This is a genomic window from Mannheimia granulomatis, from assembly GCF_013377255.1.
GTDB lineage: Bacteria > Pseudomonadota > Gammaproteobacteria > Enterobacterales > Pasteurellaceae > Mannheimia > Mannheimia granulomatis.
The window spans coordinates 885647-906519 of the sequence record NZ_CP016614.1 but is presented as its reverse complement, the minus strand read 5'-3'; the positions used below and the strand labels follow the sequence as shown (position 1 = coordinate 906519).

Genomic DNA, 20873 nt, shown 5'->3' with positions numbered 1-20873 from the left:
TTTTGGCTATTATAGCCTAACAAGCGGTCATTTTTGCGAAAAATTTTGCAAATCAATTCAATAATAAATGCCACATCTTCGCAACAAAATTTCGCTCAGCCTTAAATTCCGTCCCCGCTACAACACCCTGTTTGCGCAACAAATTTAAATGATGAATTTGATTACGTAATGAGGTGTAGCAACGTTTTAGTTCTTCTCCATCTTGCCGGCTTAAAATGCCGGATTCTACTGCGCTGTCAAAAATTCTGACATTATCCGACCATACTGCCATTTGCGGTTTTTGATGGCTATGTGCCAACACTAAATACTGGGCGATAAATTCAATATCGGTAATGCCGCCTTGGTCGGTTTTAATATGGAAACTATCCAATGAAGAAGACGATAAATGCTGGTACATTTTTTGCCGCATTTCGCAAATTTCTTGCCGTAATTGACCTCTTGCACGAGGTAAGCACAGAGTTGTTTGGCGAATTTGCTCAAATTCTTGTTTAAGACTCTCTGAGCCAAACACACATCTTGCTCGTACTAACGCTTGGCTCTCCCAAGTCCATGCTTCGTTTTTCTGGTAGTTATCATAGGCCTTAAATGTGCTAACCAAAAGCCCCGCCTCTCCTGATGGACGAAGTCGCATATCTACTTCATACAAAATGCCGGCACTGGTATTCAAATTAAAAATCGAGTTGATTTTCTGTGCCAATTTTAAATAAAACTGATGGCTGGAAATGGCTTTTTTACCGCCTACCGTTTGGCTATCTTCAGGGGAATTATGCAAAAAAACTAAATCTAAATCCGAATTATAGCCTAGCTCAATCCCACCTAATTTTCCGTAGCCAATTACCGCAAAGCCTTTCTCACCGGCTTCTAAATGTTCCGGTTGCCCAAAACGATAGGCAACTTGTTTCCACGCCATATTCACCACCGCATCAATAATCGCTTCGGCAAGATAAGTGAGATGGTCGCTGATTTTCATAACAGGTAACACCCCTAAAATGTCTGCTGCCGCAATACGTAAAATATAGCTCTGTTTAAATTGTCGTAAACCGTCAATTAAAGCTTCTTCATCTTCTTCAGGAATCCGTATTAAGTAATCTTGTAGAGCCAAACGGTAATTTTTCAATTCCGGCACTTGGCTCAATCCACGATAACTAATTAACTCATCCAACAACATCGGATAACGGGCAATTTGCTCAGCAATCATAACCGACTGCCCACAAAGCGTTAAAAGTTGAGGCAGAATTTGATCGCCTTCCAGCATTAGCTCAATATAGGTAGTGCGGGTCGTGATTTTATCTACAATATTGATAATACGAGGCAATAGCACCAGATAATCTTCACGTTGAAAAATGCTGTCAGCAATTTTGGGCATTAAATTACGCAACACATTTCGCCCACGTCCGCCAATCGGGCGTTTCACCCAATCTTGGAAAGTGGTGGAAAACAGGTGATAAATTTCCGCATAATCATTTTCTGCGACCAACGGATAACTTTTGAGCACCACCGCTAAATCTTCATACGAAATCTCATAGTGCAGAATATCTTTCCATTCAGCGAGTTTTTCACTCAGCGGATTATTCTCTTCACTCTCTTCCTCGCCGATAATTTCATTAAAAATTTGGCGAACATCATGTTGATAAGCAAAAAGCACCGCTAAAAACTGCTGCCAGTCAGCAAAATCGTGTTTCACCAAACGGCTTTCGCCACTGATTAAATCTTGCTGCCAGTAGCTTTGGCAGGCAAACATAATGCGAATTTGATCATCAGGATCGGTTGGCAATGTTTGGGTTTGTTTATCATCAATCGCCTGCAATACATTTTCGATTTGGCGATAAAAAATATAGGCGTTGTGGAGCTTTAATACCTTTTCTTCACTCAATAAGGCTAATTGGCTTAGGCGTAACAGTACGGTCAAAAGGCTACGTTCTTGCAGAATTTTATCTCGCCCGCCACGAATCATTTGGAAGGTTTGGGCGATAAATTCTACTTCACGAATACCACCGGCTCCGAGTTTAATATTGTCGGTTAAATGACGGCGAACTACTTCTCGGCTAATTTTTTCTTTCATTTCTCGCAGAGATTGAATCGCACTAAAATCCAAATAACGGCGATAAACAAAAGGCCTCAGCATCTGTTTAAGATAGCGATGATTCAGGTTTTGGTTATCTTCACCTAAAATTTTGGCTTTAATCATCGCATAGCGTTCCCAATCCCGACCTTGTTCTTGGTAGTAATCTTCCATGGCGGCAAAACTTAGCACTAAAGCGCCGCTGTCGCCAAAAGGGCGAAGCCGCATATCAGTACGGTAAACAAATCCATCTGCGGTAATATCGTCCAACGCTTTAATTAAACGCTGCCCCATTCGCATGAAAAATTTGCTGTTCTCAATCGGTTTTCGTCCACCTTCCGTTTCGCCGGCATCGGGATAAGTAAAAATCAGATCAATATCGGAAGAAAAATTAAGTTCTCGCCCACCTAATTTTCCCATGCCTAAAATCAGTAGCTCTTGCTTCTCACCAAGGCTATTCATCGGTGTACCATATTCTTCACAGCACTTATCAAACAGCCAATCTCGGGCCGCTAAAACTAAGCTTTCGGCTAAATCGGATAGGCGTTGGAACACAAATTCTACCGTCGCCAACTTATTAGATTGAATAAAGCTTAGTTTTGCCATTTCACGGTGGCGGAACAGGCGTAACTCACGAGCAAGAGATTGTCCATCTTCAATCTGAGCCAAGATTTCCGTTAAATGCTCAGAATAATTATCACAGTCTTGCGCTGTAGGTGCCTGTGTTAGCCATTCATGTAATAAATCGGGCTGTTTTTGTAAGGTTTTTTTAACGAAATTTGAGAGAGAGATGGCTGTCACAAGCGGTTGAATTTGCTCAGAATTTTGCAAATCCACCGATTGTTCATTTAGACATAACTGAGATTGAGCAAGAAGATTGGTGAGCATAAGAATAAAACGTGTATTAGTGAGAGATTGTATTTTTTATTTGGAAGAGCTGCTCCCCTCTTTAGAAAAGAGGGGAACTAGATCAAGATAATTTGCAAAAAATCTGCAAAATATTACCGCTTGTTAATTAAAATACTCTTTTAAACGGCTTGATAATTACCTCACCATATACGCCTGCCTCAACATAAGGATCTTGGCTTGCCCACTGTTGGGCCTCTTCAAGAGAATTAAATTCCGCAATTACTGTTGAGCCTGTCACACTTGAGCCATCTTCAGACGGATTAGGGCCTGCAATTAATAAACGTCCTTCTGCTTGTAGCTTTTCCAAACGGGCCAAATGAGCAGGGCGAACTTCCAAACGTTTTTCCAACATATTCGGGTTATCTTGTGCAAAAATCACATAGTACATAATATTCTCCTTATGTAATATCAGTTGAATTAATTAATGATAGTGCTTCCTCAAGCTCCGGATTATTCTCTCTCGGTACTGCACGAGGTTTTCCATCTTTATCAATAGCAACATAGGTAAATAACGCTTCTGTAACACGAAAACGCTCACGAGCGCCTTCATAAACTTGTTTGATAAAAACTTCCACTTTTACCTGCATAGACGAGCGACCTACATGAATTAACGTGCCGTAGCAACACACAACATCACCGACTGAAATTGGCATATGGAAAATCATTTTATCGACAGAAACCGTTACCACTCTGCCTTTAGCCAATTCTTTTGCTAAAATCGCTCCGCCTAAATCCATTTGCGACATAATCCAGCCGCCAAAAATATCCCCATTGGCATTAGTATCCGAAGGCATTGCCAAGGTTCTTAAAATTAACTTCCCCTGTGGGTCTTTTTCGTAAGGTTTATTTTTCATTTTGCTGTTCCTGTTTTTCAGCATTTTTTAAATAAGGGTAAATCACAAATCCGGTTGCAATAGTTGCAACCAACGTTAAGCCGATAATGCCGAAAGATTTAAAATCAACCCAAATCTCTTCAGAGAAATATTGACTGATATAAATGTTCAACAACATACAGAGTATAAAGAACAACGCCCAGCCTAAATTGAGCTGATTCCAGACTTTATCCGGTAATTGAAGTTCTTTTCCTAATAATTTTTTAATTAATGGGGTTTTAAACCCAAACTGGCTCACCAATAAAACCAAAGCAAAAAGGGAATAGACAATCGTCACTTTCCATTGTAAATATTTGACTTCATTAAAATAAGCACTTAATAAGCCAAAGAAAACAACGGCTCCTCCCATAATAGCTTGCTGCTTTTCTATTTTTCCATACAACACTTTTAAGGCAACCATTTGAGCAATGGTCGCAACAACCAGCACAATAGATGCCATCTGAATACCTGACATTTTGTACACAACAAAAAATAGAATCAGCGGAATAAATTCAAGTAACTGCTTCATGAAATCTCCTAGTGATTTTTTGGTGATTGACGATAAACTTGATAAAAGCGGAAGCTGAAAATTGCTATAAACACACTAATTAACGTACTTAAAATGATTGTAATAAGCACACCAACAAAACTGTTCCCAAAACCTGAGATCATTCTAGATAAAATCCCCGGTACTACATAAGAAATTACGCAGAATAACACCAATGGTAGCATTCGCCCACGCGATAGTTGTAGGGTAAATTTAATCGTTTCCATGAACCCTTTTTGTGGTTTTTCCAGCAGATAAACATAAATAACAAGGCATAATTTAAAAAACCAATAAAAGCCGATTATAATCATCGGGAATGCCAAAATCATCATTTCAGCACTTCCAATTACAATACTCCCCCCTAACGAAAGTGGTAAGATCATCGCAAAATTCAATAACAACACCGGAAAAAATGCTTTTAATGCCTCTGCTGTATGCTGGAAAAAGTGCCGATAATATCCATTATTAATCGCTTGAATATTTAAAATCATTAATAAGCTGATAAAAAAATTAGCTACACCTAATAAAATAGTTGGCAGCATGTTTGGCAGCTCAATTTGTTGTTGAGAAATAGAGCTCGGTTCATGAGGAAATAAAAAAATTACAGCAAGTTGTATAATCACAATAATAGCAACCGCTGTCAGCGAGAAACGTTGCTGATTACGCATAAAATTCCAGCTATCTTGTAATAAATCCGCAAATTTAATTTGCATAAAATATCCTTTCAATTGGTGTAAAAAAAGTTAACCTAAAGTATAGCAATTGTTAGACAAGACTGCATTAATCTATTGTAGATTTTCGTTAGTTAGATAAAATGAGGAAAAATTTTTAAGAGAATGCTATGTTAAATCTATTTGAAGCCGGACAACGTTATCTAAATACGCTACCCAATCAAAAAAAATTAGCGAATTTTATGCCTGACTATCACATTATTCGTTTGGTTAAGTTTTCCTCTAAAGTGATGCCGGCTTTTGCCTGCTTTGCTATAGTCTGGCAATATCTCTTTTCTGATCCGACTCAATCTATCTTAGCTAACGCAGTGATTACTGCAATATTCGCTATTTCAATTCCTTTTCAAGGGCTTTATTGGCTGGGGAAAAGAGCAAAATCCCCACTCTCACTCTCATTATTGGCATGGTATGAGTCCCTCAGACAGAAGCTGATTACCGCTCATGTCAAACTAGAGAAAGAGCAAGCACTTCCATCTTTTCAAGATTTTGCCAATTTGCTCAAGCTAGCAGAAGAGACTTGGGGAAATGCTTATTTTGATGAACTTTGATAAAAAAAATCCCCTTTCATCATGAAAGGGGCAAAATACTTTTGTTCTAATTCTGGAGGTTTGAATTACTGTTTTATAAAAGGAGACAAATAAAACAAGAACAAAAGAAAATCTAAATTTTGGCTCCTCCTGCGGGACTCGAACCTGCGACATATGGATTAACAGTCCACCGTTCTACCGACTGAACTAAGGAGGAATAAACATTTTGAATAATAAGCTAAAGCGTTTTAGCCGTCAAACAAAATAATGAACACAGGTTCATAATTTACATTTCTTGACTTTGAATTTACATTATATCAGCACAAACCGAGCAATTCGCTTGTTTTGGCAATACCATCTCTCTCACTGAGAAATGTAGACCATCAATCATTAATAATTTACCGGATAATGTTTTACCGATATTCAATAAAACTTTTATGCTTTCTAATGCTTGGATACTACCAATTACCCCGACTATGGGTGCAATAACACCGGCTTCCACACAACTTAAAGTACCATCCCCAAATAATTGACTTAGGCAAAGGTAACAAGGTTGCTTGTCTTGATAAGTAAAGACACTTACTTGTCCTTCGAAACGAATAGCTGAACCTGATACAAGCGGTCGTTTTTGTCTAAAACATTGCAAATTAAGCTGATTACGCACAGTCACATTATCAGTGCAATCCAAAACTAAATCAACTCTCTTAATCAATTTTACCCAATCATCATCACTACATTTTTGATTTATTGCCTCAATTTGAATAGTTGGATTAATCGCAGTAAGCCTTGATTTGGCAGATTCAACTTTAGGCTGACCAATTGTTTGATCTGTATGTAAAATCTGACGTTGCAAATTAGAAAGCGACACCGTATCAAAATCCACTAAAATCAAATGCCCGATACCGGCAGAGGCAAGATATTGTGAGGCAGCACAGCCCAAACCACCAAGCCCTACAATTAGCACCCGACTGGCTTTAAGCTTTTCTTGCCCGTCAAAATCCACATTTTTTAGGACAATTTGGCGGTTATAACGCAGCATTTCTTGATCAGTGAGTTCCATAACATTCTATGATTATTAGCTTAACAACGAATTAAACGGCTGAATCGTGACTTTCTCTCCGACTTCCACATTGCCTCGCTCCGCCTCTAATACAATAAAGCAATTACTTTCATTAAAAGCGCTAAAAATATGTGAGCTCTGCAGACCAACCGGGCGAACTTCTAATTCACCATTTGTATTTACATAAAAATAACCACGCTGGAAATCTTGTCGACCAGCTGCTTTTTTCAGTTTTTCCGCGCTACAAGCGGTTAAATTTTGCGTTAATTTTGCAATTTTATCTGCAGATAGCCCCGATAATTTAGCTAATGCAGGTTGCACTAGCTGGTAAAACGTAACCAAGGCAGAAACCGGGTTACCCGGTAAGCCAAAAAACCAAGCTTTCTCTAATTGCCCAAATGCAAATGGCTTGCCCGGTTTCATTGCAATTTTCCAAAAACCGATTTTACCTAATTTTTCCAATACCGCTTTGGTAAAATCTGCCTCACCGACAGAAACTCCACCGCTGGTAATTAATACATCCGCAGCATCTTGTGCAGCCCTAAAGGTTTGTTCAAATTGAATAGGATCATCGGGTAAAATACCGTAATCTAAAATATCACAGTTTAATTTTTCTAGCATTAAACGAACTGCAAAGCGATTGGTATCATAAATTTTCCCCTCACTCAGAGGTTCGCCAACACTGGTTAATTCATCACCGGTTGAAAGAATTACCACTTTTAATTTACTAAAGACAGGCACGGTTGCAATACCAAGCGATGCTAAAAGCGGCAAACTAGCTACATTCAACGGAGAACCTTTCGCTAATACTAATTCGCCTTGCTTAATATCTTCTCCAACTTTACGAATATTACTGCCCTTTTGGACAATATTGTTAAATGTAACGGTACCATCAGCATTCAGAGCAGTCTCTTCTTGCATCACCACAGCATCACACCCTTTTGGGATAATTGCTCCAGTCATAATACGTACACATTCGCCTGCTTTTATTTCACCTTGAAAAGGATTTCCTGCAAAAGACTTACCAATAACCGTTAAAGTCGAGTTTTGCTCTAAATCAGCTACTTTCAGTGCATAGCCATCCATCGCCGAATTATCAAAACCGGGTACATTAATTGGTGAAAAGATATCCTCCGCTAAAATGCGATTCGCACAAGCATTTAAGGATAATCGCTCTATAGCGGTAGGTTGAGGTAAAGTCTCAAGCATGTTTGCCAGAGCATCAGAAAGAGGTAAAAGTGCCATATCTCTCATCCTATAAGTAAAACAGCCTAACTAATTTGAACAAAGAAATCTCTCACACCAATCAATAAATTATTCATAGCGATTGCCGCTAAAATTAGTCCCATTACCCGGCTAATAATTGCAGCACCGGCATTACCGATTAAATGCTGAATACGATTTGCTGCCATTAAAAGCAAATAAGTAATAAATAACACCAATAGCATAATACCTGCTGTTGTTGCTTGCTCAAATACATTGAAACGGTGATTGTCTGTTAATAAAACTACCGCCATCATTGCGCCTGGTGATGCAATTGAAGGAACAGCTAACGGATAAACTGCTAATTCATTTAAATTACTGCTCATCTTCATTTCTTTTTCAGGTTTACTTTCCCCGAAGATCATTGTTAAAGCAAAAAGGAGTAGCACCAAACCACCGGCTGCTTGGAAAGCAGGTAATGGAATCTGCATAGATTCTAAAAGAATTTGCCCACCGATTAAGAAAAAAATCAAAATACCAGCAGAAATTAAAACTGCATTGAGAGCAATTTTATGACGAGCTTCAATAGGCAGACCAATTGTTTTAGCCAAATAAACAGGAACGGAACCAATAGGGTCAATAACCGCCCACAGAACCACAAATTGTACAGCTAATGAATCAAACATATTTCCTCCTGTTATATACACTGCATCTTGCAAAATATTATCATAAAACAACCGCTTATCTATAAGCAGCTCTATCAAATTTGTGATTTAAATTTAAAAAGAAAAAATTTGAATTTTTTAGACCCTTTTATGAAAAATTCAGTTTAATTCAATATGTCATGTTGAATTAAACTGAATTTTCACACTAACATTTTTCTAGGCTTAAATTTACTATGCTAAAATATTGTGAAATTTTAACATAAATAGACCGCTATAATGATTTTTTTTACAGACTTAATTTTAAAACGCGGACATTCTGTCCTGATCGATAATAGCTCTGCCACTATTCACACTGGGCAAAAAGTGGGCTTGGTAGGCAAAAACGGCTGTGGAAAATCCTCCCTTTTTGCGTTACTGAAAAATGAATTACTACCAGAAGGTGGTGATGTTTCACTACCAAAAAATTGGGCAATTTCTTGGGTGAATCAAGAAACGCCGGCACTGGATATTTCTGCTCTTGATTATGTGATTCAAGGTGACCGTGAATATACACAATTAATGACTCAGCTGGGTGAAGCTAATACTCAAAATGACGGCAACCGTATTGCCACTATTCACAGCCATTTAGATACTATTGATGCTTGGACAATTCAAGCCAGAGCCTCAACACTACTGAACGGCTTGGGCTTTAGCACCGACCAACTACAACTGCCGGTAAAATCCTTTTCGGGCGGATGGCGTATGCGCTTGAATTTAGCCCAAGCCTTAATTTGCCGTTCTGATTTGTTGTTACTCGATGAACCGACCAACCACTTAGATTTAGATGCGGTGATTTGGCTGGAACGTTGGCTCACTAACTATCGTGGCACATTACTGCTCATTTCACACGACCGCGATTTTCTTGACCCGATTATCGACCGTGTGATTCATATCGAACATCAAAAACTCAACGAATACACAGGAAATTACACCTCCTTTGAAATTCAACGGGCGACCAAAATTTCACAACAAAATGCGGCTTATCAGCAACAGCAACGCAAAGTCGCCCATTTACAGAGCTTTATTGATCGCTTCAAAGCCAAAGCCACCAAAGCAAAACAGGCTCAAAGCCGAATTAAAGCATTGGAAAAAATGGAGCTAATCGCTCCGGCTTATGCGGATTCGCCATTTGAATTTGAGTTCCGCCCGCCGCTTGCTTTGCCTAGCCCACTGTTGATGATGGAAAAAGTCAGTGCCGGTTACGGTGAAAAAACAGTGTTGGAATCGGTCAAGCTTAATCTTGTACCCGGTTCTCGCATTGGCTTGCTTGGGCGAAATGGTGCAGGGAAATCAACACTGATTAAATTATTAGCGGGCGAAATTCCGGCGCAGACAGGCAAAATGCAACTGGCAAAAGGCGTGCAACTTGGCTACTTCGCCCAACATCAGGTGGATACTTTACGCTTTGATGAAAGCCCGCTATGGCATTTACAAAAAATCGCACCGGAAAAAACCGAACAAGAACTGCGGAATTATTTGGGCGGTTTTGATTTTAAAGGCGATAAAGTGGTGCAAGCAGTGCAATCCTTTTCAGGTGGAGAAAAAGCTCGCTTAGTGCTTGCCTTAATCGTGTGGCAACGCCCGAATTTATTGTTATTGGATGAGCCGACCAACCATTTAGATCTTGATATGCGACAAGCCCTAATTGATGCCCTCACCTACTACGAAGGTTCATTAGTGGTAGTTTCGCATGACCGCCATTTGCTTCGTAGTACAGTGAATGAATTTTATTTGGTACACGATCATAAAGTCGAAGAATTTAAAGGCGATCTGGACGATTATCAAAAATGGCTGAATGAGCAAAATGCCCTCGCTAACGAGCCAAAATCGGTACTTGCAAAAAATTCGGAAAATTTAACCGCTTGCTCCACCCCAAACACCAACGAGAACAGCTCGGCAAACCGCAAAGAGCAAAAGCGTTTGGAAGCCGAGCTCCGCCAGCAAACCGCCCCACTGCGTAAAAAAATCACCCAGTTGGAAAAAGAGTTGGAAAAAGCGACCGAAAAACTGAATAAGTTAGAAACAATGCTTGCCGACAGTGAGATCTACGAAGCAGAAAATAAAGCAAAATTAACCGATACTCTCGCCAAACAAGTCGAAGCGAAAAAACAGGTAGAAGAGATTGAAATGCAATGGCTAGAGGCTCAGGAAGAGTTAGAAGGGATGCTTTCAGAATAGCCTCATACAAAATAAGGCATTGAGCGATTAACTCAATGCCTTACTTGTTGTATCCAAAAATTAGATCAAACCCGCTTGTTGTAATGCTTTTAAAACTACCGGTTGTGCAGATTCAGATAAGGTAGTTAACGGTAAGCGTAAGTTTGGCTCACTGATTAAGCCTAATTTATACGCTGCCCATTTTACCGGAATTGGGTTAGATTCAACGAATAAATCGTGATGTAATGCCATTAAACGGTTATTGATCTCTTCTGCTTCATCAAATTTTCCGGCTAGAGCTAAATTGCACATTTTCGCCATATCAGCTGCTGCAACATTATTCGTGACAGAAATTACACCTTGACCGCCTAATTTCATTGATTCAAAGCCTGTTGCATCATCTCCACTTAGGAAAATAAAATCTTCACCGGCTAGTTGTTTGATAAGCGGTAAACGACTTAAATCCCCCGTTGCTTCTTTTACTGCAACAATATTTTCAATTTTTGCCAATCGACCAATGGTTTCAGGTTTTAAATCGCTGCCTGTTCGACCCGGTACGTTATACAAAATTTGCGGTAAATCGGTACTTTCTGCAATTGCTTTATAATGCAAATACATTCCTTCTTGAGTTGGTTTATTATAGTAAGGAACAACACTTAAACAGCCGGCAACACCACTATTAGCTAAAAGTTTGGTCATAGTAATTGCTTCGCTGGTTGCATTTGAACCGGTACCTGCAATCACAGGAATACGACCATCAGCAAATTCGACTGTTTTCTTGATAACCTTAACATTTTCATCAATGCTTAAAGTGGTTGATTCGCCGGTTGTCCCCACAGATACAATACCGTGAGATCCTGCTTGAATATGATACTCAACTAATTTTTTCAAATCTTGATAATCTACTTCACCATGTGTCATAGGTGTTACTAAAGCAACAATGCTGCCGTGAAATAAAGGGGTTGCCATAATCATCTCCTGTATTTTTTATTATGTTTAATATGCTTTGCTAGATTGCAAAATTCAGCCTCAATATGCAAGCATTTTTTGCAATTATTCTCAAAATTAATCGTAAAGGCTTTTATCCTGTTCATGCGGTCTGGTTTTAAAACGACGATGTAGCCACATATATTGTGCCGGGGTGTTCATAATTTCCCTTTCCACCACTTTATTCATCAAGGCTGCCGTATCAACCTCATTTTCACATTGACTGAAATCTACTACCGGACTGATTTTTATGGTATAACCGGAATAATCTGCATTGCGAATCGGGCTAAAAGGAATCACCGCTGTTTTTGGTGCTGAGCGAAGCAACATATAAGTTCCACCTGTTGTACAAGTCTCATTTACCGCAAAAAACGGCACAAATACGCTATTTCGTCTACCGTAATCATGATCAGGGGCATACCAAATGGTCTCTCCGGCTTTTAATGCCCGAATCATCCCTCTTAAATCTTTTCGGTCAATCATCGCCTTATTTGAGCGAATACGCCCTCGATACTGTAACCAATCTAAAAGTGGATTATCATTAGGTCTATAAATACCTATTCCTTGATGATGCAAACCAATAATTCTTGCGCCCAATTCCAAGGTTAAAAAATGAACACCAACCAATAAAATCCCTGTATCACTCCCCTGCTGCTTTAAATATTCAACACCTTCAATTTTCGACCATTTCAAAATGCGTTTATCTGACCAGAACCAGGCCATTCCCGTTTCAATAATTGCCATTCCAACCGATTTCATATTTTCTTGCACTAATTTTTCAATTTTTTCGGCAGAGTAATCAGGAAAACAGAGTTCTAAATTACGACGTGCAATTCGCATACGTCGCTTACCAAAGCCTAGGCTTGCAAATAACTTCCCTAAAGCTAAGCCAATCTTCACCAAAATTGGATAAGGCAAGCACAAAATTAATTTAAAAACACCTAACCCAATCCATAGCATCCAATATTTCGGGTGCAAAAATTGTTTTTGGAAAGGAGGTAATTTTTTCTTCTCGTTCATAATCTTCTCACATATTAACTTACTGAAACATTATATCGAAAAACAGGTAAAAATGTTAACTAGATCAAATTTTTAGAAACTTATTTGAATTTATACTTGAATTTTAGAGATGAACCGCATATTTTGAATATAGAAATTCATCGGCTAAAGCCTTAACTAAACAAAGAGGAAAATGTTATGTCATTAAATATTTCAAGCAAACAAATGGACATTACCCCTGCAATCCGTACTCATATTGAGGAGCGTTTAGCTAAGTTAGAAAAGTATCATACCCAACTTATAAATCCACATTTTATGCTTGTAAAACAACCAAATACTTTCCAAGTTGAAGCAACTATCGGCACTCCACTAGGGGACTTAGTTGCGAAAGCCGAACATGAAGACTTATACAGTGCAATTTTCGATGTGAAGAAAAAATTAGAAGGCCAGTTAATTAAACTTAAAGAGAAAAATGAACATTAATTTTTCTTAAACATTTTAGGGCTAAATGAGAAATCATTTAGCCTTGTTTTTTTATGCAAGAACAAGCGGTATAAAAAAGAATATTTTTTGCATAAATTTTCTACTAAATAATTGCTAAACCTGCCACTTATTTGATAAAGTAAATAAAAACCATTATCAAATAAGGAAGTTAAATATGTCTCGCTCTTATCTTCGCTTTACTCCATCCAAATTGGCAATGTTAGTTGCCGTTTCATGTACATCACAATTTGTGATGGCTCACGATGTTGCCCATCTAGATGAAATCAAAGTTTTTGCTGTAGAAATCAGTGATACGATTGTAAACACTACCGTTAAACAACGCCAAATTCAACAGCAACAAGCCCGTGATTTAAAAGATCTGTTTAAAGGTAAAATGGATGTCTATGCTACTCAAGCCCAAATGACCAGAGCTAGTGAGGGCGTAAATATTAGAGGGTTGCAAGGCAACCGTGTGACGACAACAATAGATAATATTCCGCTACCGGAAACCCAAGAAGCAAAACACTTTATGGCATATGGTTCAGAATTTGGCCGTGGCGATTATGTGGAAGTCACCGCATTACGTAATGCATCTGTCCAATATGCAGGCTCAGCAAACAGCTTGTCTGGCAGCGTAAATTTCACAACACTCACTCCACAAGATTTACTCAAAGGTAAAACTTACGGTGGATTTATCGGTACCGGCTATAATAGTGTAGATAATTCTCTTTATGGCACAATTGGCGGTGCCATTGAGGTGGGTGCTTATCAAGGTATGTTAATGACAACCTTACGAGATGGCGATCACACTATTAACAAAGGTAAAAACGGAGGCACAGGAGATAACCGTACTGAACCCAACCCGTCCGATTATAAAAGTCAGTACGTACTAACCAAACATAACTACAAACTTAATGAGCAAAACACGCTAAATTTTGGCTTTGAACATTTAAGTAAAAAAGTGGATTCAAATTTACTTGCTCAAACCAACACCCGTATTGATGCCGGCAGCGGTGTACAACTTTACGGCAATACTCAAGATAAAATCAGCCGTAATCGTTTTTCTATCGGCCATGAATACCACAATGAAAAAGGTTTTGTGCAAACGGCTCGCAGCCAACTTTACTATCAAGACAGCCAAACAAAAAATCATCGTTTCCGCCAAGGTAGCAATAATTATCGCCAAGAAAATACCACTTCAGGGCATAAAATCTTCGGCTTTAATACCGATCTAATGAGTTATATTGATGCCAATATTCCACACGTATTACGTTATGGGCTCGGTTATAGCCACGCTAAAGCCACCAACCATTTACGTTATGAACGTCCGGGCTATATTGGCTCAACATCAGGTCCAGCCTACTTTAACGGCAAACCAACGGCAGACACTACACAACATAAATTTACAGCCTATTTGGAAGATGAAATTGGTATTGGATCATTCTTCATCACGCCACAAATTGGCTTAGTACACTACCGTGTGAGCCCAACATCAGCAATGTCTTCTCAAGTGGATGAATTTACTCCAACTAAACGTAGCGAAACCAAATTCACACCGAAAGTCAGCCTAGAATGGCGAGTTTCAAATGAATTTACTCCATATGTGCAATATTCTCGTGGCGTACGCACACCATCGCCACAACAGCTAACCTCTTATTTCTTTGAAAATCCAACTTACCGATACTTCGACCCGAGAGCCAATAGAATAGTAACCGGCTCCAGCACTATTGCGGTAATTGGTAATCCAAATCTGAAATCAGAAACAGCTGACAACTTTGAGTTAGGAATTAAAGGTAAATCAGATACTATTGATTACTTACTCACCGGTTACTACAACCGCTACAAAAACTTTATTGACTGGCAAGCAAATTCCACACTAGGTTGTATGCGTGGCTGTAAATACACCAGCTTCGTACAATACCAAAACCTAGACAAAGCTAAAGTCTATGGTGTTACCTTTGATGCGAAGTGGAAATTCTATGAAGATTATTACCTCTTAGGTGGTGTTACTTATATGCGTGGCAAAGCGGAAAACAACGGCGTGAAAACGCCAATCAACAGTGTTCTGCCACTTAAAACCAAACTTGGCTTAGGCTATGAAGGCGAAAAATTTGGGGCAAATGTAGTTTGGAGCTATACCCGAGCTAAAGCAGGTAAAGACATCGAGCAATCTTCCGCTTACCTCTACAACCCAAGTAATAGCTATGGTTTAGTGGATATTGGGCTTTACATTAAACCTATTAAAAATTTAACGCTGACTGCTAATATCAACAACGTATTTGATAAAAAATATTGGAACTGGAATGATATTTCTTATCTTGCCTTGTTAAGCAAAGCAAGCGTAGATCAAGGACGTGGTGCTAACGGCATTCCATTGGCAATCAATCAAGCTAATGCAGACCGCTACTCAGCACCGGGACGTAACTTTAATGTAGGCTTACGTTACGAGTTCTAATGAAAAAGAAAGCCATCTACTGAAGATGGCTTTTTCTTGCGTAATACAAGCGGTCATATTTAGCTATTTTTTTGCAAAAAAATTGAAAAATCCGACCGCTTGTTTTATTTCACACGGAACACTTTTACGTTGCTATAACCGTTTTCTTTTAGATAAAGGGCTTGCAATTTACTCATCACACCACGTTGGCAGTAAAGCAGGTAATTTTTGCTTTGGTCTAAAGCTGCAAATTGGCTGGAAAGTTTATAGAACGGGAGTTCTTTCACATCTACACCCTCTAAACGAAATGGTTTTTCGTCCACTTCTTCTGGGCTACGGATATCCAAAATCACATCGTTCTCTCCAAGCTCGGTGGTGGTTTCAACAGACACTACCTCTTGTTCTGTCTGCTGTGCAATTTCGCGAATATCCAAATAGCTCGCATTTTGCACTGCTTGCTCAAGAATCTCGAAATTGAAGTTGCCCTCTTCTTCCACAATTTTGCTTTCAATCGCTTTTACTGTCGGATTTTTGGAAATCACACCGCAAAATTCCGGCATTGATTTAGCGATGTCGTCCGTGCCTATCACTTTCGCCATTGCAATGATCTGTTCTTTGTCGTGTGTGATAAGCGGACGTAAAACTAAAGTATCAGACGCTTTATCAATCAAACGTAAATTCGTAAGAGTTTGGCTCGAAACCTGCCCTAACGCTTCACCGGTAACAATGGCTTGAATATCGAAACGCTCAGCAATTTTGCTTGCCGCTCGAACCATCATACGCTTTAACACCACGCCCATTTGACCGTTATCGACTTTTTCTAAAATCTCGCCAACCACATTTTCAAAATTAATCGCCACAAAGCGAACCTTGTGGGAGGTGCTGTAACGGCTCCAAATATGGTATGCCATCTGCTTCACGCCGATTTCATGTGCTGCACCGCCTAAATTAAAGAAACAATAATGAACGCGAGAACCGCGGCGAATCAACATATAGCTTGAAACGCCCGAGTCAAAACCGCCCGAAATCAGCGAAAGCACATCTTCTTGCGTGCCAATCGGATAACCACCTAAACCTTGATAACGAGCTTTAATTAACAACATTTTGTCGTATTCAATATCAATGCGTACCGTCACTTCAGGATCTTTTAATTTCACCTTAGCCGTTTCAATACGCTGATTTAAACCACCACCGACATAACGTTCCACATCTAACGAGCGGAAATCATGCTTACCTTTACGGCGAACTCTTACGCTGAACGTTTTTCCTTCCAATTCATCTTTTACCGCTGAGTACGTTTGCTCAAAAATATCGTGCATATCGGTAAATGGGGTTTCTTCTACCTCTAAAATATGATGAATCCCCGGTGTACGTTGCAATAATTCCAATACCATCGGGGCTTCTTCCACTACTTTGGCCCGCACTTCAATAAAGTCCCAATTACGGACAACCGAAACATTTTCCGTTTCTTTTAAAAGCACATTACGAATATTGGAGGTTAAAATTTTGATAAAGCGTTTACGCACCGAATCGCTTTTAATCATAATTTCAGGGAATAGTTTAATAATAAATTTCATATAAAATCAGTTTGCTCTCAAAAAAATGGAAGCTATTTTAGCTTTTTATTGATAAAAAGCCTAGAAAGTTAGAAAAGAAAATCCCCAACTGAAATTGGGGATTGGTAAAAAATCTTGAATTTTAGACCGCTTGTAAGTGATTTTCATAGGCTTGCAAGGTGTTTTGCATCAACATTGCCACCGTCATAGGACCCACACCACCCGGTACAGGGGTAATAAATGAGGCTTTTTGTGATGCCACAGCATACTCTACATCACCTTTTAATTTGCCATCTGCTGTGCGGTTAATACCAACATCAATTACAATCGCCCCAGCTTTAATCCAATTGCCAGGAATAAATTCAGGCTTACCAACTGCCACCACCAAAATATCGGCTTGGCGAATATGGCTCTCCAGATCTTTGGTAAAACGATGGGTAACCGTAACCGTACAACCTCCAAGCAATAATTCCAATGCCATTGGACGCCCCACAATATTAGAAGCCCCAACAATGACAGCATGTTGGCCATATAAATCTACACCTGTTGTTTCAAGTAATTTCATTACACCGTATGGGGTACAAGAACGTAGAGTCGGAATACGCTGAGCCAAACGACCAACATTATAAGGGTGGAAGCCATCTACATCTTTATGTGGTACAATTGCATCAATTACTTTGCTGGAATCAATTTGTTTTGGAAGCGGTAATTGCACCAAAATGCCATCGACACTCTCATCTTGATTTAACTGCTCAATCAAAGCCAATAATTCTGATTCTGTCGTCTCTGCCGATAAATCATAAGATTTTGATTCAATGCCGATTTCTGCACAACTTTTACGTTTACTCCCTACATAAACTTGAGAAGCCGGATCTTCCCCCACAAGAATAACTGCAAGCCCTGGCTTACGCTTGCCTTGCTGAACATATTGAGCGATTTTTTCACTTATATTAAGTTTAATTTGCGATGCAATAGCACTACCGGAAATAATTTGTGCAGACATTTTTCTTCCCCCCAATAATCGATTTCAAGAAAACGTTTGCTATTTTCTCAAAAAATTAACATTTTGATAAGTTAAATTTGAATAGCGAATAAACTTCCATCATTTAAACGTAGTTTGATAAAAAAAGATTGACTGTTTAATAAAGAAACCTATAATCAACCACATCTGTCGGCGAGTAGCGCAGCTTGGTAGCGCAACTGGTTTGGGACCAGTGGGTCGTAGGTTCAAATCCTATCTCGCCGACCACTTCTTTTATTTTATTCTCATCTGCGCCCTTAGCTCAGCTGGATAGAGCAACGCCCTTCTAAGGCGTGGGTCAAAGGTTCGAATCCTTTAGGGCGTGCCATTAAATTCCTTTAAATTCAATCACTTATATGCTACGCAACAAGTTTTAATCTTGGTTCATTTTGCGAATGTTCCGTAAATGTACCGTAAATTTCAACCTTGTTTGCGTGTTCCAGCAGGTGATCTGCATTTAAATGGGCGTATTTTTTAACCATTTCTAAGGTTTCCCAACCGCCTAATTCTTTTAATGTAAAAAGTGGCGTTCCCGCTTGAACGTGCCAGCTCGCCCAAGTGTGGCGGAGGTCGTGAAAGTGGAAATCAGTCAGTAAGCATTTTTTTGTAGCCAAATTAAATGCTTTTCGGTTAATATCCTGTAAAGGATTACCGTTCCTGCCCACAAATACATATTTAGAATGACGGTGGCGGATAGATTCAAGCAGTTTAATCGCTTCTTGATTCAGTAATAGTGATCGTGCCTTACCTGATTTTGCGACATCATTAGACACGATTGCTACCTTCCTTACAAAATCTATCTTATCCCAAGTCATTGTTAAAATTTCGGTACGTCTTGCCCCAGTCATCAAGGCAAACAAGCAGATAGATTTCATCCAGTCTGAGCTTAATTTGTCTATGAGTTGTTTTGCTTGTTCTTTAGTGATCCAACGTACACGAATTGGCGGTTCTTTCTTTTTCGGTATATGCGGGACAGCATCTAACATACCGAGTTTATGAGCAATATTTAATACTCTCGATAAAGATTTAACGTACTTATTCTGCGTACTATGAGAGAGTGGCTGTTTAGTCTTCGCATGCTTTTTCGGAATATTTAAGATAATTTCTTGAGCTGTTAAAGAACTAAGTTCTCTACCGGCGAATTTAGATAACCAATATTTAGCATGTCGCTTTTTAGTGGATTTATCCTTTAATTCTTCAGCGGAACGAACATAATGTAACAAAGCATCTTCAAAGATATATTTTCTCTTCTCTTCGAGTTTATCTTCTGCCCACATTTCTTGCTTGAGTTTATCGTGATATTGTTGTGCTTCACGTTTTACAAGCGTGCGAGTGCTTCTCTTAATTCTCTTGCCGTTTGGGGTTGTGATATCAACCCACCACGGGCCGTTTTCTTTTCTTCTGTAGATCGACATTTTCTTTTCTCCTCGACCGACAGAGATACCCCACGGCCATTATTCGCTTGTTTTTTTACTAGGTCAAGATCGGTTCGCTTAACTCGCCAAACTTTAGATCCTTCCATTTTGAAAAATCCCCAATCGGCTAAATGTTGGCGGACTGTATTTGGGTGGCAATTTAATTCTTTGGCCACTTGGTTAATTGTGAGATGTTCCATTCATTACTTCCTCCAGATAATAAAAAAACCGCTTGAGTTACAAGCGGTCAATTTTGTTAAAAAAATTGCAATTAATTTTGTGTAGAACAAGGTTTGCCATCGCAGTCGTTGCGTAACTCTAAGTGGTCGGCGACTATCACGAAAGCGGTTAAAAATAGAATAATTTTTGCGTATTTCATCGTCTAATCCTCAAAATTTGGGTGCAGAAATCCGCCGCACGGTTTGGGAAGTGCGGTCGGTTTTGGGCTATGTTTTAGCTTGTGGCTAATTCAGCTTTTAGCGTGAAACTTTCATTGAGTTTTTGAAACGGACGGCTCTCGAACTCAATCCCTTGAGTTATGCGGTGAATAAGTTTGCCGATACGTTTTAAGTGCATACCGTATTCGTGGTGCATTGAATAAGCCTGAGGATATAAATTCGAGCCGAGTACTTGAAGTGCCGGTTTAAGGTTTCCGATAAACTCGCACATTTGGTTTGCCTCAAACCAACACCAAGCAATATCTTCAAGTTCAGATTTGGTGAATTCTCGTTGGTATTTCTTTTCAGGCAATGCAAGCGGTAGATTTTGCTGAGAATTTTGCGAATTTTCCAACTTGTCTAAAAACGCTCGCAGAACGACTAAATGGAACTGTGGCGAAATCCACGCGGCGTAGGCTATCACAAGTTCTTTACATGCGTAGGTGCTTGGATTTGTACCGCCTCGAACGGTTTTAACAGCCAAAGTACAGATCTGTACTTTGTCATTTTCAATTTCTGAAATAAGATCTTTGGTTTGATCTAAACGCAAAAATAAAACAGGCTTATGCTTTTCATTTCCGCCACTAGCTTTATGCAGATCAGTTAAAGAGTAAAGGTTGTCAATTTGACGAATTGAATTTGATAAGATTTGTAGATTTGACATTTTTATGCCCCTAGAAGTTTTGTTAATGTATCGTCCAACTTTTGTAGGGTTGGACGGGCTTCAACAACCGCTTCTAGACGGCGGAGCTTATTTCCCGAAGGTATT

The 20873-nt window shown here is 39.3% G+C and carries 19 protein-coding genes and 3 tRNA genes; 6 read left to right on the top strand and 16 right to left on the bottom strand.

Annotation, left to right across the window (positions count from 1 at the left end; translation table 11 throughout):
* Window positions 1–52: 52 nt before the first annotated feature.
* The 5 genes from glnE to A6B41_RS04285 form a co-directional block, all read right to left on the bottom strand.
* Entirely contained in the window at window positions 53–2950 is a 2898-nt protein-coding gene (gene glnE / locus A6B41_RS04305; protein ID WP_027074856.1) for a bifunctional [glutamate--ammonia ligase]-adenylyl-L-tyrosine phosphorylase/[glutamate--ammonia-ligase] adenylyltransferase, read from the bottom strand.
* Window positions 2951–3077: 127 nt separating this feature from the next.
* Window positions 3078–3359, bottom strand: a complete 282-nt coding sequence (locus tag A6B41_RS04300) for a YciI family protein (protein ID WP_027074857.1) — start codon at window positions 3357–3359, stop codon at window positions 3078–3080.
* A gap of 10 nt (window positions 3360–3369) precedes the next feature.
* Window positions 3370–3825 carry an acyl-CoA thioester hydrolase YciA gene (gene yciA / locus A6B41_RS04295; RefSeq protein WP_027074858.1) on the bottom strand — a complete coding sequence of 152 codons (456 nt, stop codon included), beginning with the start codon at window positions 3823–3825 and terminating at the stop codon, window positions 3370–3372.
* Entirely contained in the window at window positions 3815–4372 is a 558-nt protein-coding gene (locus A6B41_RS04290) for a septation protein A (RefSeq protein WP_027074859.1), read from the bottom strand. The genes yciA and A6B41_RS04290 overlap by 11 nt, the downstream gene beginning before the upstream one ends.
* An 8-nt stretch (window positions 4373–4380) precedes the next feature.
* The gene (locus A6B41_RS04285; RefSeq protein ID WP_027074860.1) at window positions 4381–5103 is read right to left on the bottom strand and encodes a hypothetical protein; all 723 of its coding nucleotides are present in this window, start codon (window positions 5101–5103) and stop codon (window positions 4381–4383) included.
* A gap of 128 nt (window positions 5104–5231) precedes the next feature.
* Here A6B41_RS04285 and yfbV point away from each other — a divergent pair, with 128 nt between their 5' ends.
* Window positions 5232–5669 (top strand): terminus macrodomain insulation protein YfbV, encoded by a 438-nt coding sequence (gene yfbV, locus A6B41_RS04280; protein WP_027074861.1) that lies wholly within the window; start codon window positions 5232–5234, stop codon window positions 5667–5669.
* Between the two features lie 120 nt (window positions 5670–5789).
* On the opposite strand, the gene A6B41_RS04275 is transcribed toward yfbV, so the two are convergent.
* The 4 genes from A6B41_RS04275 to A6B41_RS04260 form a co-directional block, all read right to left on the bottom strand.
* Window positions 5790–5865: transfer RNA gene (locus A6B41_RS04275), tRNA-Asn, on the bottom strand.
* 90 nt (window positions 5866–5955) lie between these two features.
* The gene (gene moeB, locus A6B41_RS04270; protein WP_027074862.1) at window positions 5956–6708 is read right to left on the bottom strand and encodes a molybdopterin-synthase adenylyltransferase MoeB; all 753 of its coding nucleotides are present in this window, start codon (window positions 6706–6708) and stop codon (window positions 5956–5958) included.
* A gap of 15 nt (window positions 6709–6723) precedes the next feature.
* Window positions 6724–7953, bottom strand: coding sequence for a molybdopterin molybdotransferase MoeA (gene moeA, locus A6B41_RS04265; RefSeq protein ID WP_027074863.1), 1230 nt, complete (start codon window positions 7951–7953; stop codon window positions 6724–6726).
* Window positions 7954–7979: 26 nt separating this feature from the next.
* Window positions 7980–8597, bottom strand: a complete 618-nt coding sequence (locus A6B41_RS04260; protein WP_027074864.1) for a MarC family protein — start codon at window positions 8595–8597, stop codon at window positions 7980–7982.
* A gap of 255 nt (window positions 8598–8852) precedes the next feature.
* Here A6B41_RS04260 and A6B41_RS04255 point away from each other — a divergent pair, with 255 nt between their 5' ends.
* On the top strand, window positions 8853–10793 hold the full coding sequence (locus tag A6B41_RS04255) for an ABC transporter ATP-binding protein (protein ID WP_027074865.1): 1941 nt from the start codon (window positions 8853–8855) through the stop codon (window positions 10791–10793).
* A gap of 60 nt (window positions 10794–10853) precedes the next feature.
* Here the strand turns inward: A6B41_RS04255 and dapA are convergent, their stop codons facing one another.
* Together dapA and A6B41_RS04245 are read right to left on the bottom strand one after the other, a co-directional pair.
* Window positions 10854–11747, bottom strand: a complete 894-nt coding sequence (gene dapA / locus A6B41_RS04250; protein WP_032847512.1) for a 4-hydroxy-tetrahydrodipicolinate synthase — start codon at window positions 11745–11747, stop codon at window positions 10854–10856.
* Between the two features lie 90 nt (window positions 11748–11837).
* A complete protein-coding gene (locus A6B41_RS04245) occupies window positions 11838–12779 on the bottom strand; it encodes a Kdo(2)-lipid IV(A) acyltransferase (RefSeq protein WP_027074867.1) in 942 nt (313 codons plus the stop codon).
* 177 nt (window positions 12780–12956) lie between these two features.
* On the opposite strand from A6B41_RS04245, the gene hpf reads away from it, so the two are divergent.
* Both hpf and A6B41_RS04235 read left to right on the top strand, forming a co-directional pair.
* Window positions 12957–13241 carry a ribosome hibernation-promoting factor, HPF/YfiA family gene (gene hpf, locus A6B41_RS04240; protein WP_027074868.1) on the top strand — a complete coding sequence of 95 codons (285 nt, stop codon included), beginning with the start codon at window positions 12957–12959 and terminating at the stop codon, window positions 13239–13241.
* A gap of 175 nt (window positions 13242–13416) precedes the next feature.
* Window positions 13417–15696: a TonB-dependent receptor domain-containing protein gene (locus tag A6B41_RS04235; RefSeq protein WP_027074869.1), complete on the top strand. Its 2280-nt coding sequence runs from the start codon at window positions 13417–13419 to the stop codon at window positions 15694–15696.
* Window positions 15697–15800: 104 nt separating this feature from the next.
* On the opposite strand, the gene thiI is transcribed toward A6B41_RS04235, so the two are convergent.
* Window positions 15801–17252: a tRNA uracil 4-sulfurtransferase ThiI gene (gene thiI, locus A6B41_RS04230; protein ID WP_027074870.1), complete on the bottom strand. Its 1452-nt coding sequence runs from the start codon at window positions 17250–17252 to the stop codon at window positions 15801–15803.
* Window positions 17253–17373: 121 nt separating this feature from the next.
* Window positions 17374–18234, bottom strand: a complete 861-nt coding sequence (gene folD / locus A6B41_RS04225) for a bifunctional methylenetetrahydrofolate dehydrogenase/methenyltetrahydrofolate cyclohydrolase FolD (RefSeq protein ID WP_027074871.1) — start codon at window positions 18232–18234, stop codon at window positions 17374–17376.
* A gap of 169 nt (window positions 18235–18403) precedes the next feature.
* Between folD and A6B41_RS04220 the strand changes: the two genes are divergently transcribed.
* Window positions 18404–18480: transfer RNA gene (locus A6B41_RS04220), tRNA-Pro, on the top strand.
* A 23-nt stretch (window positions 18481–18503) separates the two neighbouring features.
* Window positions 18504–18580, top strand: a tRNA-Arg gene (locus A6B41_RS04215).
* Between the two features lie 31 nt (window positions 18581–18611).
* Here A6B41_RS04215 and A6B41_RS04210 read toward each other — a convergent pair.
* The 3 genes from A6B41_RS04210 to A6B41_RS04200 form a co-directional block, all read right to left on the bottom strand.
* On the bottom strand, window positions 18612–19667 hold the full coding sequence (locus A6B41_RS04210) for a tyrosine-type recombinase/integrase (protein ID WP_027074872.1): 1056 nt from the start codon (window positions 19665–19667) through the stop codon (window positions 18612–18614).
* Window positions 19571–19867, bottom strand: a complete 297-nt coding sequence (locus A6B41_RS04205) for a helix-turn-helix domain-containing protein (protein ID WP_027074873.1) — start codon at window positions 19865–19867, stop codon at window positions 19571–19573. Before A6B41_RS04205 ends, A6B41_RS04210 begins: the two co-directional genes overlap by 97 nt.
* Before the next feature lie 253 nt (window positions 19868–20120).
* Window positions 20121–20768, bottom strand: coding sequence for a P22AR C-terminal domain-containing protein (locus tag A6B41_RS04200; RefSeq protein ID WP_050436797.1), 648 nt, complete (start codon window positions 20766–20768; stop codon window positions 20121–20123).
* Between the last annotated feature and the right edge of the window lie 105 nt (window positions 20769–20873).

What these genes read in the sequence shown, in the direction of transcription:
- yfbV (WP_027074861.1), top strand. Translation starts at nt 5,232, where the DNA reads ATGTTAAATCTATTTGAAGCCGGACAACGTTATCTAAATACGCTACCC.
- A6B41_RS04260 (WP_027074864.1), bottom strand. Translation starts at nt 8,597, where the DNA reads ATGTTTGATTCATTAGCTGTACAATTTGTGGTTCTGTGGGCGGTTATT.
- A6B41_RS04205 (WP_027074873.1), bottom strand. Translation starts at nt 19,867, where the DNA reads ATGGAACATCTCACAATTAACCAAGTGGCCAAAGAATTAAATTGCCAC.
- moeB (WP_027074862.1), bottom strand. Translation starts at nt 6,708, where the DNA reads ATGGAACTCACTGATCAAGAAATGCTGCGTTATAACCGCCAAATTGTC.
- A6B41_RS04255 (WP_027074865.1), top strand. Translation starts at nt 8,853, where the DNA reads ATGATTTTTTTTACAGACTTAATTTTAAAACGCGGACATTCTGTCCTG.
- hpf (WP_027074868.1), top strand. Translation starts at nt 12,957, where the DNA reads ATGTCATTAAATATTTCAAGCAAACAAATGGACATTACCCCTGCAATC.
- A6B41_RS04300 (WP_027074857.1), bottom strand. Translation starts at nt 3,359, where the DNA reads ATGTACTATGTGATTTTTGCACAAGATAACCCGAATATGTTGGAAAAA.
- glnE (WP_027074856.1), bottom strand. Translation starts at nt 2,950, where the DNA reads ATGCTCACCAATCTTCTTGCTCAATCTCAGTTATGTCTAAATGAACAA.
- A6B41_RS04245 (WP_027074867.1), bottom strand. Translation starts at nt 12,779, where the DNA reads ATGAACGAGAAGAAAAAATTACCTCCTTTCCAAAAACAATTTTTGCAC.
- yciA (WP_027074858.1), bottom strand. Translation starts at nt 3,825, where the DNA reads ATGAAAAATAAACCTTACGAAAAAGACCCACAGGGGAAGTTAATTTTA.
- A6B41_RS04285 (WP_027074860.1), bottom strand. Translation starts at nt 5,103, where the DNA reads ATGCAAATTAAATTTGCGGATTTATTACAAGATAGCTGGAATTTTATG.
- folD (WP_027074871.1), bottom strand. Translation starts at nt 18,234, where the DNA reads ATGTCTGCACAAATTATTTCCGGTAGTGCTATTGCATCGCAAATTAAA.
- moeA (WP_027074863.1), bottom strand. Translation starts at nt 7,953, where the DNA reads ATGGCACTTTTACCTCTTTCTGATGCTCTGGCAAACATGCTTGAGACT.
- A6B41_RS04235 (WP_027074869.1), top strand. Translation starts at nt 13,417, where the DNA reads ATGTCTCGCTCTTATCTTCGCTTTACTCCATCCAAATTGGCAATGTTA.
- A6B41_RS04210 (WP_027074872.1), bottom strand. Translation starts at nt 19,667, where the DNA reads ATGTCGATCTACAGAAGAAAAGAAAACGGCCCGTGGTGGGTTGATATC.
- thiI (WP_027074870.1), bottom strand. Translation starts at nt 17,252, where the DNA reads ATGAAATTTATTATTAAACTATTCCCTGAAATTATGATTAAAAGCGAT.
- A6B41_RS04200 (WP_050436797.1), bottom strand. Translation starts at nt 20,768, where the DNA reads ATGTCAAATCTACAAATCTTATCAAATTCAATTCGTCAAATTGACAAC.
- dapA (WP_032847512.1), bottom strand. Translation starts at nt 11,747, where the DNA reads ATGATTATGGCAACCCCTTTATTTCACGGCAGCATTGTTGCTTTAGTA.
- A6B41_RS04290 (WP_027074859.1), bottom strand. Translation starts at nt 4,372, where the DNA reads ATGAAGCAGTTACTTGAATTTATTCCGCTGATTCTATTTTTTGTTGTG.